This is a genomic window from Mixta sp. Marseille-Q2659 (genome assembly GCF_940807255.1).
Taxonomy (GTDB): Bacteria; Pseudomonadota; Gammaproteobacteria; order Enterobacterales; family Enterobacteriaceae; genus Mixta.
The window spans coordinates 103,982-119,859 of the sequence record NZ_CALNWY010000006.1; the positions used below are offsets into that span (position 1 = coordinate 103,982).

Annotated in this window: 15 protein-coding genes; 8 read left to right on the top strand and 7 right to left on the bottom strand. The window is 54.6% G+C overall.

Annotated elements, in window-relative coordinates:
- The first annotated feature begins 12 nt into the window (after positions 1–12).
- The 6 genes from metN to proS all read left to right on the top strand — a co-directional run bounded on the left by metN (position 13) and on the right by proS (position 5,679).
- Entirely contained in the window at positions 13–1,044 is a 1,032-nt protein-coding gene (gene metN / locus P3C52_RS06690) for a methionine ABC transporter ATP-binding protein MetN (protein WP_275554389.1), read from the top strand.
- Positions 1,037–1,690 carry a methionine ABC transporter permease MetI gene (locus P3C52_RS06695; protein WP_275554390.1) on the top strand — a complete coding sequence of 218 codons (654 nt, stop codon included), beginning with the start codon at positions 1,037–1,039 and terminating at the stop codon, positions 1,688–1,690. The genes metN and P3C52_RS06695 overlap by 8 nt, the downstream gene beginning before the upstream one ends.
- A gap of 32 nt (positions 1,691–1,722) precedes the next feature.
- The gene (locus P3C52_RS06700; RefSeq protein WP_275554391.1) at positions 1,723–2,538 is read left to right on the top strand and encodes a MetQ/NlpA family lipoprotein; all 816 of its coding nucleotides are present in this window, start codon (positions 1,723–1,725) and stop codon (positions 2,536–2,538) included.
- Between the two features lie 205 nt (positions 2,539–2,743).
- Positions 2,744–3,148, top strand: a complete 405-nt coding sequence (rcsF, locus tag P3C52_RS06705) for an Rcs stress response system protein RcsF (protein ID WP_275554392.1) — start codon at positions 2,744–2,746, stop codon at positions 3,146–3,148.
- Positions 3,145–3,852: a tRNA (N6-threonylcarbamoyladenosine(37)-N6)-methyltransferase TrmO gene (tsaA, locus tag P3C52_RS06710; protein WP_275554393.1), complete on the top strand. Its 708-nt coding sequence runs from the start codon at positions 3,145–3,147 to the stop codon at positions 3,850–3,852. Before rcsF ends, tsaA begins: the two co-directional genes overlap by 4 nt.
- Before the next feature lie 105 nt (positions 3,853–3,957).
- The gene (proS, locus tag P3C52_RS06715) at positions 3,958–5,679 is read left to right on the top strand and encodes a proline--tRNA ligase (protein ID WP_275554394.1); all 1,722 of its coding nucleotides are present in this window, start codon (positions 3,958–3,960) and stop codon (positions 5,677–5,679) included.
- A gap of 48 nt (positions 5,680–5,727) precedes the next feature.
- On the opposite strand, the gene arfB is transcribed toward proS, so the two are convergent.
- Positions 5,728–6,138, bottom strand: coding sequence for an alternative ribosome rescue aminoacyl-tRNA hydrolase ArfB (gene arfB, locus P3C52_RS06720; RefSeq protein ID WP_275554395.1), 411 nt, complete (start codon positions 6,136–6,138; stop codon positions 5,728–5,730).
- A gap of 196 nt (positions 6,139–6,334) precedes the next feature.
- On the opposite strand from arfB, the gene P3C52_RS06725 reads away from it, so the two are divergent.
- Positions 6,335–6,535 carry a YaeP family protein gene (locus tag P3C52_RS06725; protein WP_275554459.1) on the top strand — a complete coding sequence of 67 codons (201 nt, stop codon included), beginning with the start codon at positions 6,335–6,337 and terminating at the stop codon, positions 6,533–6,535.
- Positions 6,522–6,785 carry a Rho-binding antiterminator gene (gene rof, locus P3C52_RS06730; RefSeq protein ID WP_275554396.1) on the top strand — a complete coding sequence of 88 codons (264 nt, stop codon included), beginning with the start codon at positions 6,522–6,524 and terminating at the stop codon, positions 6,783–6,785. The genes P3C52_RS06725 and rof overlap by 14 nt, the downstream gene beginning before the upstream one ends.
- A 31-nt stretch (positions 6,786–6,816) precedes the next feature.
- Here rof and P3C52_RS06735 read toward each other — a convergent pair whose 3' ends face one another.
- The 6 genes from P3C52_RS06735 to dnaE all read right to left on the bottom strand — a co-directional run bounded on the left by P3C52_RS06735 (position 6,817) and on the right by dnaE (position 15,869).
- Positions 6,817–7,125, bottom strand: coding sequence for a cytochrome c (locus P3C52_RS06735; protein WP_275554397.1), 309 nt, complete (start codon positions 7,123–7,125; stop codon positions 6,817–6,819).
- 1 nt (position 7,126) lies between these two features.
- On the bottom strand, positions 7,127–8,437 hold the full coding sequence (gene tilS / locus P3C52_RS06740) for a tRNA lysidine(34) synthetase TilS (protein ID WP_275554398.1): 1,311 nt from the start codon (positions 8,435–8,437) through the stop codon (positions 7,127–7,129).
- A 78-nt stretch (positions 8,438–8,515) separates the two neighbouring features.
- On the bottom strand, positions 8,516–8,905 hold the full coding sequence (locus tag P3C52_RS06745) for a VOC family protein (RefSeq protein ID WP_275554399.1): 390 nt from the start codon (positions 8,903–8,905) through the stop codon (positions 8,516–8,518).
- A gap of 76 nt (positions 8,906–8,981) precedes the next feature.
- A complete protein-coding gene (locus tag P3C52_RS06750) occupies positions 8,982–11,141 on the bottom strand; it encodes a lysine decarboxylase LdcC (protein WP_275554400.1) in 2,160 nt (719 codons plus the stop codon).
- Positions 11,142–11,414: 273 nt separating this feature from the next.
- Positions 11,415–12,374 (bottom strand): acetyl-CoA carboxylase carboxyl transferase subunit alpha, encoded by a 960-nt coding sequence (gene accA, locus P3C52_RS06755; protein WP_275554401.1) that lies wholly within the window; start codon positions 12,372–12,374, stop codon positions 11,415–11,417.
- 12 nt (positions 12,375–12,386) lie between these two features.
- On the bottom strand, positions 12,387–15,869 hold the full coding sequence (gene dnaE / locus P3C52_RS06760) for a DNA polymerase III subunit alpha (protein ID WP_275554402.1): 3,483 nt from the start codon (positions 15,867–15,869) through the stop codon (positions 12,387–12,389).
- Positions 15,870–15,878: the final 9 nt, after the last annotated feature.

Consider the following 15,878-nt stretch of genomic DNA (forward strand, 5'->3'; position numbering starts at 1 on the left):
ACTAATAAATCAATGATAAAACTTTCCAATATTACAAAAGTCTTTAAGCAGGGAGCGCGTACCATTACCGCGTTGTCTGACGTAAGCCTGCACGTACCTGCCGGGCAAATTTATGGCGTAATCGGTGCTTCAGGCGCCGGTAAAAGTACGTTGATTCGTTGCGTCAACCTGCTGGAGCGCCCGACCTCCGGCAGCGTGCTGGTTGACGGGCAAGAGCTGACGGCGCTGTCAGCAGGTCAGCTGACGCTGGCACGTCGTCAAATCGGCATGATTTTTCAGCATTTTAATCTGCTTAACTCCCGCACCGTTTTTGGCAACGTTGCCTTACCGCTTGAGCTGGACAATATGCCGCGCGCCGCGATTAAAGCGCGCGTGAGCGAGCTGCTCGATTTAGTCGGTTTAGGTGATAAACATGATGCCTGGCCCGCCAACCTTTCCGGCGGACAAAAGCAGCGCGTCGCCATTGCCCGCGCACTGGCCAGCAACCCGAAAGTGCTGCTGTGCGACGAAGCCACCAGCGCGCTCGATCCTGCCACGACGCGTGCCATTCTGGAACTGCTGAAAGATATTAACCGCCGCCTGGGCATTACCATTCTGCTGATTACGCATGAAATGGACGTGGTGAAGCGCATTTGCGATCAGGTTGCGGTGATCAGCAATGGCCAGCTGATTGAAAAAGACAGCGTCAGCGAAGTCTTTTCTCATCCTAAAACGCCTCTGGCGCAGCAGTTTATTCAGTCCACGCTGCATTTGGATATTCCTGACGATTACCAGCAGCGTTTATCGGCGCAGCCGACAGCCAACAGCGTTCCGCTGTTACGGCTGGAATTTACCGGTCAGTCTGTTGATGCCCCGCTGCTGTCCGAAACGGCACGTCGCTTCAACGTCAACAATAATATTATCAGCGCCCAGATGGATTACGCTGGCGGCGTTAAGTTCGGCATTATGCTGGCGGAAATGCACGGCGACAATCAAGAAACCAAAAACGCAATTGAGTATTTGCAGCAGCACCATGTAAAAGTAGAGGTATTAGGTTATGTCTGAAGCAATGATGTGGTTACTTGGCCGCGGCATTTGGGAAACGCTGATAATGACCTTTGTCTCTGGCTTTTTCGGTTTTGTGCTGGGCCTGCCGGTCGGCGTGCTGCTTTATATTACGCGTCCCGGCCAGATCATAGCGAATAGCACGCTTTATCGGGTACTGTCGGCGCTGGTTAATATTTTCCGCTCGATTCCCTTTATTATTCTGCTGGTCTGGATGATCCCGTTTACTCGCGCCATTGTAGGTACCTCAATCGGTTTGCAGGCGGCCATCGTGCCGTTAACCGTTGGCGCGGCGCCTTTTATTGCGCGTATGGTGGAAAACGCCCTGCTGGAGCTGCCTGGCGGACTGATTGAAGCCTCCCGCGCGATGGGCGCCACGCCAATGCAGATCATCCGTAAGGTTCTGCTGCCGGAAGCCTTGCCCGGTTTAGTAAATGCGGCCACTATTACGTTGATTACGCTGGTTGGCTATTCCGCCATGGGCGGTGCCGTTGGCGCTGGCGGTCTGGGACAAATTGGCTATCAGTACGGTTACATTGGCTATAACGCCACGGTAATGAACACCGTTCTGGTTCTGCTGGTTGTGCTGGTCTATCTCATTCAGTTCTGTGGTGACCGCATCGTTCGAGCTGTCACACATAAATAAGCAACATCAATACTCTCGATTAAGGAAGGGATATGTCTTTTACGTTTAAAAAGATTGCCGCTGTGGGAGCGCTGCTGGGCGCTATGGCGCTGGCAGGATGTGGTCAGGAAGAGAAAGATCCGAACCATATCAAAGTCGGTGTGATTGTCGGCGCTGAGCAGCAGGTTGCTGAAGTGGCGCAGAAAGTCGCGAAAGATAAATATGGCCTCGACGTTGAACTGGTCACCTTTAACGATTACGTGCTGCCTAACGAAGCGTTAAGTAAGGGCGATATCGACGTTAACGCCTTCCAGCATCAGCCTTACCTGGACGGACAGGTTAAAGATCGCGGCTATAAGCTGGTTGCCGTCGGCAATACTTTCGTTTACCCGATTGCCGGTTATTCGAAAAAGATCAAATCGCTGGACGAACTGCAGGAAGGCGCTCAGGTCGCTATTCCTAACGATCCGACTAATCTCGGTCGCTCGCTGCTGCTGCTGCAAAAAGTGGGTCTTATCAAACTGAAAGATGGCGTTGGTCTGCTGCCGACCTCGCTGGATATTATCGATAACCCGAAGAAACTGAAAATTGTTGAACTGGAAGCGCCGCAGCTTCCGCGTTCTCTGGATGACGATCAGATCGCACTGGCGGTAATCAATACGACCTATGCCAGCCAGATTGGCATGACGCCAGCGAAAGACGGCATCTTTGTCGAAGATAAAGACTCGCCTTACGTCAACATTATCGTGGCACGCGAAGACAATAAAGATGCGGAAAATGTGAAGAAATTCGTTCAGGCTTATCAGTCTGATGAAGTTGCGGAAGCCGCGAATAAAATCTTTAACGGCGGTGCGGTTAAAGGCTGGTAATCCCGGCACGGCTAATTCAGCCGCTGTGGAAATGTAGTAATGCATCACTCCAGGGCGGCCCGCTGGCTCACCGGCAATAAGCAACTCTTGCTTACCGGACAGCCAGTCGGGCCGCCTTTTATTGTTCAGCAAAAGTTATCACAACTTGTCATTTCACGGATTGCTTGCTTCAATAACGCCACTTTTGACAAACGAGGATAGTTTAATGCGCGCGTTACCGCTTTGTTTGTTGGCGCTTTCGCTGACAGGATGCTCTTTACTGCATAAACCTTATAAGCCGATTACCGCGCCCGAAACCAGGCCGACCAATACCGAATCGCACCCTCGTCCCGCCGTACGCCCAACGCCGGTTAAGCTCTACACCGATACGACTGAGCTGTTGAGTAATCCTTTCCGCGATTTAGGCGAAGTATCCGGCGAAGATTGCCAGACCAATCGACAGGATTCCCCGCCGAATATCAACACGGCCCGTAAACGTATGCAGATCCGCGCTTCTTATATGAAAGCCAACGCGGTACTGCTGCATAAATGTGAAATCGTTAATGAAAGCAAAGGTTGCTATCGCCAGGCTATCTGCCAGGGCACCGCGTTAAAAGTATCCGGTAAATGAATCACTTTTCCTTCGCACAGATTGGCGTCATCAAATCCCCCTGGAAAGAGAAGTTTGCCGTGCCACGCCAGCCCGGTCTGATTGAGGATGGCGGCGGCGAGCTACATTTGCTTCCTCCTTATAATCAGCAGGAAGCGGTACGTGGTCTGGATGCCTTCAGCCATCTCTGGCTGCTGTTTGTGTTTCATCAAACCATGGATGGCGGCTGGCGTCCCACCGTGCGTCCGCCACGGCTCGGCGGCAATGCGCGTATGGGCGTTTTCGCGACCCGCTCGACTTTTCGCCCGAATCCCATCGGCATGTCGCTGGTTGAGCTGAAAACCATTCGCTGTGAAAAAGGCCAGGTGATTCTGGATCTGGGCAGCCTTGATCTGGTTGACGGCACGCCGATCGTGGATATTAAGCCCTACTTGCCGTTTGCCGAAGCGATCCCGCAGGCGCGCGCCGGTTTTGCGCAAAACGCGCCGGCGGCCGAGATGCCGGTACGCTTTTCTGAACTGGCGCAGCAACAGCTGGCACGCCATCAGCAGCGTTATCCGCAGCTGGCGCGATTTATCAGCCAGGTGCTGGCGCAGGATCCGCGTCCGGCCTACCGCAAAGGCGAGGAGCCGGAGCGCGAATACGCCGTCTGGCTACTGGATTTTAACGTGCGCTGGCGCGTTACCGCTGAAGGCACCGAAGTGCTGGCGCTCGATCCGCGCTAATTTGTTCTCCCCTCTCTTTTGAGGTGCATCACACGCTGGTACACTAGCCGCCAGTATTTTCAGGTCATCCTTTGACTATTTTCCGTCCAAACTGGAATCTTACAGATGCGTACTACTCAATATCTGCTCTCCACGCTTAAGGAGACGCCCTCCGATGCCGAAGTCATCAGCCACCAGCTGATGCTGCGTGCCGGGATGATTCGTAAACTGGCTTCAGGTCTTTATACCTGGCTGCCGACGGGCTTACGCGTACTCAAAAAAGTTGAAAACATCGTACGTGAAGAGATGACTAACGCCGGCGCGATTGAAATCTCTATGCCGGTCGTGCAGCCCGCCGATCTGTGGCAGGAGAGCGGTCGCTGGGAGCAGTATGGCCCGGAACTGCTGCGTCTGGTTGACCGTGGCGATCGTCCTTTCGTGCTGGGCCCAACGCATGAAGAGGTGATCACCGATCTGGTGCGCAATGAGCTGAGTTCTTATAAACAGTTACCGCTGAATCTGTTCCAGATCCAGACTAAATTCCGTGATGAAGTACGCCCGCGTTTCGGCGTGATGCGTTCACGCGAATTTATTATGAAAGATGCTTACTCTTTCCATACTTCACAGGAATCCTTACAGGAAACCTACGAAGCGATGTATCGCGCCTACAGCCAAAGCTTTAGCCGCATGGGCCTCGATTTCCGTCCGGTACAGGCGGATACCGGTTCTATCGGCGGCAGCGCCTCCCATGAGTTCCAGGTACTGGCGCAGAGCGGCGAAGATGACATCGTTTTCTCTACCGAATCCGATTACGCCGCCAATATCGAGCTGGCGGAGGCCGTTGCGCCGGCTGGTGAGCGCCCTGCTCCTTCGCAGCCGCTAGTGCAGATCGATACGCCGAACGCCAAAACCATCGCCGAGCTGGTGAGCCAGTTTAATCTACCGGTTGATAAAACCGTTAAAACGCTGATTGTGAAAGCGAGCGAAGAGAGCGGCCACCAGCTGGTTGCGCTGCTGGTGCGCGGCGATCATGAGCTGAACGAAATCAAAGCGGAAAAAGTTGATATTGTCGCGGCGCCGCTGGTCTTCGCTACGGAAGAAGAGATTCGCGCCGCCGTAGGTGCAGGTCCAGGTTCACTGGGTCCGGTTGGTTTGCCGCTGCCAGTGATTGCCGATCGTACCGTGGCGAAAATGAGCGACTTCAGCGCTGGCGCCAATATTGACGGTAAACACTTTACCGGCATTAACTGGGGCCGCGATCTGGCTGAGCCGTTGCAGGTTGCCGACCTGCGTAATGTAGTAGAAGGCGATCCGAGCCCGGATGGCAAAGGTACGCTGCTGATTAAGCGTGGTATCGAGGTCGGTCATATTTTCCAGCTGGGCACCAAATATTCTGAAGCGATGAAAGCCGCGGTTCAGGGCGAAGATGGCCGTAACCAGACATTAACCATGGGCTGTTACGGTATCGGCATTACGCGCGTTGTGGCGGCCGCTATTGAACAGAACCATGACGAGCGCGGAATCGTCTGGCCTGCGGCGCTGGCCCCGTTCCAGGTCGCAATCCTGCCGATGAATATGCACAAATCTTTCCGCGTGAAAGAGCTGGCGGAAGAGCTGTACGCTACGCTGCGCGCTAAAGGCATTGAAGTGCTGCTGGATGACCGTAAAGAGCGTCCGGGCGTGATGTTTGCCGATATGGAACTGATCGGTATTCCTCATACCATCGTGCTGGGCGATCGCAACCTGGACAACGACGAAATCGAATATAAAGCGCGTCGTGCCGGTGAGAAGCAGATGATCAAACGCGATCAGATTGTGGATTTCCTGGTCGACGCAATTCAGGGCTAAGCCGTTGCAAAACTGATAAAGCCACCCGTAGGGTGGCTTTTTTATTGGCTACAATACTTTGCCTCGTAGCGCTTTGGTGGTGCTGCGCTGTGCTTTTCCTTCCAGTCTGCGCCGTTTTGACGCCAGCGTAGGACGCGTAGCGCGGCGGGGTTTTTCCACCACTGTTAATTCCCGGATCAGGTTCTCCAGCCGCTTTAGCGCTGCCTCGCGATTCATCTCCTGACTACGATATTCCTGCGACTTGATAATCACCATACCATCCGCAGTGATCAGATGATGGCTGGCGCTCAGCAGCCGCTCTTTATAGAAATCGGGCAGCGACGACGCGCGAATATCGAAGCGTAGATGAATCGCCGTCGAGCTTTTGTTAACGTGCTGGCCGCCAGCGCCCTGCGCACGGATGGCACTGATCTCCAGCTCCGCATCGCTGATGGTTACGTTACGTGAAAGTACAATCATAAAAGTTTACCGTTAATCACCCATCTCCGGGGCATTCATTGATATGGGTTGCCTGTCTGCCATTGCCAATAGCGTAGAGTGTGGCCTGGTCACCCATTATTGTCTTCGGATAAAACGCTGTCGACGGCTGATTTCCCGCAAAGGGCTATGTTATAGTCGCTGGAGTCAGAGATTTATGCTCTGGAAGGAGGTGCATGTGCAGAAATATTGTGATTTAGTTCGTCAGAAGTACGCCGAAATCGGCGGCGGCGAACTGGGATACGTGCCCGACGCCATAGGTTGCGCGTTAAAAACACTGAACGAGATAGCGGCTAACCCGGCGCTAGACTCTTCCGTCAGGGAACAGGCGGCTTATGCTGCTGCAAACTTATTGGTGAGCGACTATGTTGACGAATGAAGCCTATAAACCGATCAATTGCGACGATTACGATAGTCTGGAACTCGCCTGCCAAAAAAAGTGGTCGCTGGTTCTTGAACTGAAAAACGGCGAGCAGCTTAAGGCGAAAGCCCAGGATATGATTACACGTAAAAACGTAGAGTATTTGGTTGTTGACCTGGCGGGCGATGTCCGCGAGCTGCGTCTTGACCATATCGCCAGCTTTAGCCACCCGGAACTGGGTACCGTTGTCGTTAGCGAATCAGATTAACCTGCCGGGCGGGCTTGCCCGCCCTTTGCCGTCAGGGCTTTAGCCCCTGATAATACGCTGCCAAATCCGCCATATCCTCATCGCTTAAGCCGCTAACAAACGCTTTCATTACCTCAGCCTGTCCGCCGCTGCGCTCGCCTTTTTTATAAGCCTGAAGCGCATGCTGCAGATAATCAGCATTTTGCCCGGCAAGGTTAGGATAAAGCGTTACGGAGGCTTTGCCCGTCGCGCCGTGGCAGGCGTTACAGGCGGCGGCTTTTTGCTGGCCCGCTTCGGCATTGCCCGCTGCCAGCGCAGGCGTCATAAAAGATGCCAGCATTAGCATCAACAGGACTTTCATTTTACTTCTCCCTTTCACGATGCCAGGCGATACGCCAGGCATTTCCCGCGGCGGCGCAACCTTCACGACAGACAAAAGTCTCCAGCGCCGCTACCAGCGTTTCATTATAAAAAATCATCGGCGTGCTTTCACGACGCCAGGGCGGTACGCCAAATTCCTGCCAGAGTTTTTTAACAGGCCGATGCCCGTTGCGTCCGACGATGGCCACGCTGCCGTGCGCCTGAAAGCGCACCGTTACGCGCTCATCTGCATGAGGCGGACGTATTTCCGTCCCGCTCTGCGCCCGTACCAGCCGTCCTAATCCGTGCGGCAGATAAAGTATCTGAGCGGGATCGGGCCAGTCCAGCACCTGTTCACGAACCGATGGCCTCAGCGGCAGCCAGTAAAGCGCCTGACGATAACGGCGCACTTCATGATCCCCCAGCTGTAACCGCGGCGCGGCATCTTCTCTGGCGCAAATAACTTCCTGCCACAGACGATTAAGCGCATCGCGCGATGGCATTTTTCCACCGCAGGCCGCAATCCAGCGCCGCAGCAGCGCCGCGCGCCGGGCTTCGCTCATGCCGGGAAAGCTGTCGATACGCAAGGCGCCGTCTGGCTGCATCAACAGCGAGAGTGATTCCGCCAGCAGTTCATCCAGCAGTTGCTCCTGTTCACCGCACAGCGCCGCACTACGGGCGACGGCATCGGCAAAGTGCGGCCAGCGATCGTTCAGCAGCGGCAATACCCGTTGACGCAGAAAGTTGCGGTCATAGCGAATATCCTGATTGCTCTCATCCTCAATCCAGCGCAGCTGATGTTCCCTCGCCCAGCGTTCCAGCGCCGCGCGACGGCAGGAGAGCAGCGGCCGCAACAGGCGATGTTCGCCCAGCATCAGGCTGGTCGGCATGGCGGCCAGCCCGGCGGGCCCGCTGCCGCGTTTTAATGCCAGCAGCAAGGTTTCGCTCTGGTCGTCAAGATGCTGCGCCGTCACCAACGCCTCGCCAGGCTGCAGATGTTGCCGAAACGCCTGATAACGTCCGGCGCGCGCCGCACCTTCAATCCCCTCGTCACGGCCATCGACCTTGATGGCTACAATCTCCAGCGCCACCCGCCACGCGTCGCAAAGGGCACGGCAGTGTTCCGCCCAACGATCGGCATGTGGACTGAGTCCATGATGAATATGTATAGCGCGCAGCTGTAGCTGAGGATGTTGCTGACGCAAAAGCGTCAGCTGATGCAGAAGTACCGTAGAATCCAGCCCGCCGCTGAATGCCACCAGCAGGCGCTGTTCACCGGCCAGCTGCTGTTCAAGTTGTGCAAGCTGCGTCATGAAAAAAGCCGTTTCAGGAAATAAGAACAGGATTCGCAAAACGGCTATGTTACTCCCGATAACCTGCAGGCGGCAAATTTACGCCTGGTACAGTTCAAGCGGCAGATTATCAGGATCGTTGAAGAAGGTGAAACGCTTGCCCGTCAGCGAATCAATGCGCACCGGCTCGCAGGTTACGCCCTTTTCGCGCAGAAACTCGCAGGCGCGATCGATGTCATCCACTGAAAACGCCAGGTGACGCAAACCGCACGCTTCCGGATGGCTGACGCGAGCCGGCGGCGTTGGAAAAGAGAACAGTTCAATCAGATACTGTCCGTTTAACGCCAGATCCCCTTTCCAGGAGTCACGTTCTTGTCGATAAATTTCCTGCTGCAGCGTAAAGCCGAGAATATCGCAGTAAAACGTCTTACTCCGCTCGTAATCGCTGGCGATAATCGCAATATGATGAACCTGTTTAATACCCAGCATAATTTCTCCCTGTTAACACTTACCGCAGCACCCTACGCATTCGAGGCTGCTGAGGCAAGACGGTAAAATCTGTAATTTACCGCTCGGAAACGGGCTCTTCCTGTTTGAGGACACGCACCAGATAACGTCCATCCTCGGTGAGTTTGGCGCCATGAATATCAGTTTCGAAACCGGGATAATGTCGGCCAATCGCACACAGCATCAGCAGGAAATCGAGAACAGGTCGGCTGGACTCGGTAATCATCTCACCCGGCATCACCAACGGCACACCCGGCGGATAAGGCAGAATCATATTGGCCGACACGCGTCCGATCATCTGATCAATCTCGACCGTTTCCACCTGCCCTTTTACCTGCAGCTGAAATGCCCGATGCGGCGTCATTTTCATTTCCGGCAGAACATCAAACGCTTTCAGCATCAGGCGCGGCAGATCGTGCTGGCGGATCAGCTGATGGATGCCCTGCGCCAGCGTCTGGATACGCATGTTGCGATAGAAATCGGGATCTTCAGCGTAGAGATCCGGCAGGATATTTTTAACGCGCAGATTAAGATCGTAAGCGCGTTTGAAATCCAGCAGGCCGCGCAGCAGCCCCATCGCACGGGTTTTATCAATGCCGATACTGAACAGGAACAGCAGGTTATAGGGCCCGGTTTTCTCGACCACAATCCCGCGCTCATCGAGAAACTTCGCCACCAGCGCCGCCGGGATCCCTTCTTCCGCCATTTCGCCCTGCTCGCTCATGCCCGGCGTTAAGATGGTGACCTTGATCGGATCGAGATACATATGATCGCGATCCGCATCGATAAAGCCGTGCCAGTCCTCTTCGCCCGGCTGAATCGGCCAGCATTCCGCTTCATCAATGCCGTCCGGCTGCCAGATATCGAAAAACCAGCTATCGGACTCTTCGCGCAGACGCTGTATTTCCCGACGGAAATGCAGCGCGCGCTCAACGGAACGGTTAATCAGCCGTCGTCCAGGATTGCCGCGTAGCATCGCCGCCGCCGTCTCGATCGAAGCGACAATAGAATAGTTGGGCGACGTGGTGGTGTGCATCATATAGGCTTCATTAAAGGTCTGTTCGTCGTAGTCGCCTTTAATGTGAATCAGCGAAGCCTGTGAGAAGGCTGCCAGCAGTTTATGCGTTGACTGCGTTTCATAAATAACTTTGCCGGGCGTGCGCTCACCGCTCATACCGCTTTTACCGGCATAGATGGGATGAAAATTGGTATAGGGCACCCACGCGGAATCAAAATGAATCGAAGGGACATCCAGCGTTTCTTTGATATAGCGGGTGTTATATAGCAGGCCATCATAGGTTGAGTTGGTGATCACCGCATGGACCGGCCAGCCAGCGTGTTCCGTTTGCGCCACCTTTAGCGCAATGCTTTCGCGGGTAAACTCACGCTTGGGAATGCCGCCGAGAATGCCCAGCGCATTGCGCGTCGGCTTTAACCAGATCGGCACGATATCGCTCATCATCAACAGATGCGTCAGCGATTTATGGCAGTTGCGGTCGATAAGTACCGTACTGCCCGCCGCTGCGGCGTACATACCGACGATTTTATTGGAAGTTGAGGTGCCGTTGGTCACCATATAGCTCTGCTCAGCGCCAAAAGTTCGGGCAATATACTCCTCTGCCTCCAGGTGCGGGCCGGTATGGTCAAGCAGCGAACCGAGTTCCGTTACCGAAATCGAGGTGTCGGCCTTAAGGGTGTTTGGCCCATAAAAATCATAAAACAGCGTGCCAACCGGGCTTTTCTGGAAAGCCGTGCCCGCCATATGGCCGGGCGTGCAGAAGGTATATTTTCCTTCCTTCACATAGGTAAACAGCGCTCTGGTTAATGGCGGCGTGATGTTGTCGATATATTCATCAGTGTATTGCCGGATACGCTGCGCAATATCTTCTTCTACGCCAAGCGCATACTCAAAGAACCACAGCGCCATGCGCATCTCATTGATGCTGATGTCCATGGTTGAATGGGTGTTAATAAAGGCGTAGAGCGGCAAGTATTCATTAAGCTGATTGATTTCGCTGCATAAATCGAGACTGTATTCATCCCAGTCAAAAATCACCCCGCAAATACGCGGATTATGCTCAATAAGCTTAACTAAGTCGTTGGCGTCTTTTGGATAGATCAGGTCAAAGCCCTGACTGATTAATGCCTGATGCAGCTGACGGATCGGTTCGTCTTTATAAAAAGCGTTATGCGGTCCCATTATCGCAATAATATTCAATTCGCACCTCCTGGTGATGAGCGATAAAGAATAAGCATAGCGGATAGCGTCGGCGGGGTTGGAACAGACCCGCCGGATAGCAGGTCTGGACAGGTACAGTGAAACTTAACTGCGATCGTGAACGGTTTCGGTTGGCGCATTAGTACGCCGGAGGCGAGGCCTCTTTCCGCGCCCTGCTTGCTGGCGTACATCTCGCTGATTATTGCGAAAAATCGTCTTGTCGCAAACGTAAAAAAGGCGGCCAGAGGCCGCCTTCTTATCGCCCGAAAAGAATCAGGCGTAGCCGTAGCTCATCAGACGTTGATAACGACGATTGAGCAACTCTTCCGTATTCAGCACGTCCAGATCGGCCAGGTCAGCCAGCAGCTGCGCTTTCAGCGAAGCAGCGATGGCCTGCGGATCGCGATGCGCGCCGCCCAGCGGTTCCGGTACGATAGAATCAATCAGCTCAAGCTCTTTCAGACGCGGTGCAATAATGCCCATCGCTTCCGCCGCCAGCGGCGCTTTGTCTGCGCTTTTCCACAGAATAGAGGCGCAGCCTTCCGGTGAAATCACCGAATAGGTGCTGTACTGCAGCATATTGACCTTATCGCCGACGCCGATCGCCAGCGCGCCGCCGGATCCGCCTTCACCGATAACGGTGCAGATGACCGGGACTTTCAGGCCGGACATTTCACGCAGGTTGCGTGCAATAGCCTCAGACTGACCGCGCTCTTCCGCGCCCACGCCCGGATAAGCACCCGGCGTATCGATAAAGGTAATAATCGGCATTTTGAAACGCTCGGCCATCTCCATCAGGCGCAGCGCTTTGCGATAACCTTCCGGTGCCGGCATCCCGAAGTTACGGCGAATTTTCTCTTTGGTTTCACGGCCTTTCTGATGGCCGATGATCATAACCGGGCGCCCGTCCAGACGCGCAATACCACCGACAATCGCTTTATCGTCCGCATAGGCGCGGTCGCCAGCCAGTTCATCAAAGTCAGTAAACACGTTACGGACATAGTCCAGCGTGTAAGGACGCAGCGGATGACGCGCCAGCTGCGCAATCTGCCATGCGCCCAAATCCGAGAAGATTTTACGGGTCAGCTCCACGCTTTTTTCGCGCAGGCGCTGAATTTCTTCATCCAGATTAATATCGTGTTTTTCATCCTGACGGCCAACCGACTTAAGGGAGTCGATTTTCGCCTCCAGTTCTGCAATTGGCTGTTCAAAATCCAGGTAATTAAGACTCATAATGTTCCTGTTTTAGTCAAACTCCAGTTCCACCTGCTCCGATCCTATCAGCGATCGCAGGTCATTCAGCAAACGATCGCAGGGAGATACGCGCCAGGCTGCGCCGAAACGCAACTTAGCCCGCGCATCCGCTCTCTGATAGTAGAGATGTACCGGAATTGTCCCCGAACGATGGGGTTCCAGAGACTGACGGAGACGGTTTAAAAGCTGGTCATCAATTTGCCTGTCCGTCAGCGAGATAGCAAGTCCGCGCGCGTATTTTTCACGCGCTTCGTCAATATCCATAATTTCGCGAGTGGTCATTTTAAGGCCGCCGCTAAAGTCATCAAAGCTGACCTGTCCGCTGACGATCAGGATACGGTCTTTTTCCAGCAAATGCTGGTATTTATCAAGCGCATCTGTGAACAACATCACTTCCAGACGACCGGAACGATCGTCCAGGGTGCAGATGCCAATACGGTTACCGCGTTTAGTGACCATTACGCGGGCCGCCACCACCAAACCGGCTGCGGTCGTAATTTTACCGCGCTCGGTCGGGTGCATGTCTTTCAGGCGCACGCCGCCGACGTAGCGTTCAATTTCTTTCAGATACTGATTAATCGGATGGCCGGTCAGATAGAGCCCCAGCGTTTCACGCTCGCCATCCAGCTGGACCTGCTCCGGCCACGGCGTAATACTGGCGTAGGACTGCTCTACCTGCTCCGGCTCTTCCGCCAGCACGCCAAACATATCCGCCTGGCCAATCGCTTCCGCTTTCGCATGCTGATCCGCCGCCTTCAGGGCATCGCCCAGCGCATTCATCAGCGCGGCGCGGTGCGGCCCAAGGCGATCGAACGCGCCGGACATAATCAGTTTTTCCATCACCCGACGGTTGATCTTTTTCGGATCGGTGCGCGCGCAAAGATCGAACAACTCGCGGAAATAGCCATCTTTATTACGCGCTTCAATGATCGCTTCGATCGGGCCTTCGCCGACGCCTTTGATCGCACCGATGCCATAAACGATCTCACCGTCGTCGTTAACGTGGAACTGATAGAGGCCGGAGTTAATATCCGGCGGCAGCACTTTCAGCCCCATGCGCCAGCACTCATCCACCAGGCCGACCACTTTCTCGGTGTTGTCCATATCGGCGGTCATTACCGCCGCCATAAACTCGGCCGGATAGTGCGCTTTCAGCCACAGCGTCTGGTAAGAAACCAGCGCATAAGCGGCGGAGTGTGATTTATTGAAGCCGTAACCGGCGAATTTTTCCACCAGGTCGAAGATTTTCATCGACAGCTCGCCGTCGATGCCCATGCTTTCCGCGCCCTCTTTAAACACCGAGCGCTGCTTGGCCATCTCTTCCGGCTTTTTCTTACCCATGGCGCGACGCAGCATATCTGCGCCGCCGAGCGTATAGCCCGCCAGCACCTGGGCAATCTGCATCACCTGTTCCTGATACAGGATAATGCCGTAGGTCGGCTCCAGTACCGGCTTCAGCGACTCATGCTGCCACTGAATATCAGGATAGGAGATCGCTTCACGACCGTGCTTACGGTCGATAAAGTTATCCACCATGCCCGACTGCAGCGGACCAGGACGGAACAGCGCTACCAGCGCGATCATATCTTCAAAGCAGTCCGGCTTCAGACGCTTGATCAGATCTTTCATACCGCGCGATTCAAGCTGGAACACCGCCGTGGTTTCCGCGCGCTGCAGCATATCAAAACTTTTTTTATCTTCCAGCGGGATCGCGGCAATATCGATTGGTGGTTCGCCCTGTTTCGCCCGGCGCGCGTTAATCATCTCCAGCGCCCAGTTGATAATTGTCAGCGTACGCAGGCCGAGGAAGTCAAACTTCACCAGCCCGGCATATTCCACGTCGTTTTTATCAAATTGGGTGACTGGATGATTACCGTGTTCATCACAGTAAAGCGGAGCGAAATCGGTAATTTTCGTCGGCGCGATCACCACCCCACCGGCGTGCTTGCCAGCGTTACGCGTGACGCCTTCCAGCTTGCGCGCCATATCAATCAGCGCCCTGACCTCTTCATCCGCCTCATAGATTTCCGGCAGCTGCGGCTCGGCGGCAAAGGCTTTTTCCAGCGTCATGCCCGGATCGGGCGGCACCAGCTTGGAGATACGATCGACGAAACCGTACGGATGGCCCAGCACGCGGCCTACATCGCGGATAACCGCTTTCGCCGCCATGGTGCCGAAAGTGATGATCTGAGAAACCGCATCACGTCCGTACATATCGGCAACGTGTTCAATCACCTGGTCGCGCTTTTCCATACAGAAATCGACGTCGAAGTCGGGCATGGAAACACGTTCCGGGTTCAGAAAGCGTTCAAACAGCAGGTCAAATTCCAGCGGATCGAGATCGGTGATTTTTAGCGCGTAGGCCACCAGCGAACCGGCCCCTGAACCACGGCCCGGACCAACCGGAATGCCGTTGTCCTTCGACCACTGGATAAATTCCATTACGATCAGAAAGTAGCCGGGAAAACCCATCTGGTTGATAACGTTAAGCTCAATTTCCAGACGTTCATCATATTCTGGTCGCTTCTGCGCCCGAACCTCAGGATCGGGAAAGAGAAACTCAAGGCGTTCTTCCAGACCTTCGCGCGAGCGTTTCACCAGGAAGTCTTCGGTGGTCATCGTGCCGGTCGGGAACTGCGGCAGGAAATATTCGCCAAGGCGCACGGTAACGTTACAGCGACGGGCGATCTCTACGCTGTTTTCCAGCGCTTCCGGGATATCGGAAAACAGTTCGCACATCTCTTCAGCGCTGCGCATATACTGCTGCGGGCTGTAGTTGCGCGGGCGTTTAGGATCGTCCAGCGTGTAGCCGTCATGAATGGCGACGCGGATTTCATGGGCGTCGAAGTCGTCCTCATTAATAAAGCAGACTTCGTTAGTGGCGACCACAGGAATGCCTTCGGCAATCGCCAGTTCGACGGCGGCATGCAGATAGCTCTCTTCGTCCGGGCGACCGGTGCGAATCAGCTCCAGATAGTAGCGATCGGGGAAGTGCTGCTGATAAAAGGCAAGACACTGGGCGACCAGCGCCTGATTACCGCGCAGCAGGCTGCGTCCCACGTCGCCGCGCCGTCCGCCGGAGAGCAGAATCAGCCCTTCCTGCAGGTCAGCCAGCCAGTCGCGATCGATAGTCGGGCCTTCCGGGCCGTAACCGCGCTGATAGGCGCGGGAAATAAGCAGCGTCAGATTCTGGTAACCGGTGTTATTCATCGCCAGCACGGTGATCTGTGTCAGCTCATCGCCCATCAGCTCGCTGGCGACCAAAAAATCGGCGCCAATAATCGGCTTAATGCCTGCGCCATGCGCCGTACCGTAAAACTTCACCAACCCGCACAGGTTAGTAAAGTCGGTAATCGCCATGGCGGGCATCCCAAGCGCCGCCGCTTTTTTCACCAGCGGGCCGGTCTTCGCCAGTCCATCGATCATTGAATAATCGCTGTGGATACGCAGATGAATAAAACGTGGTTCGGCCATCTTTCTTTC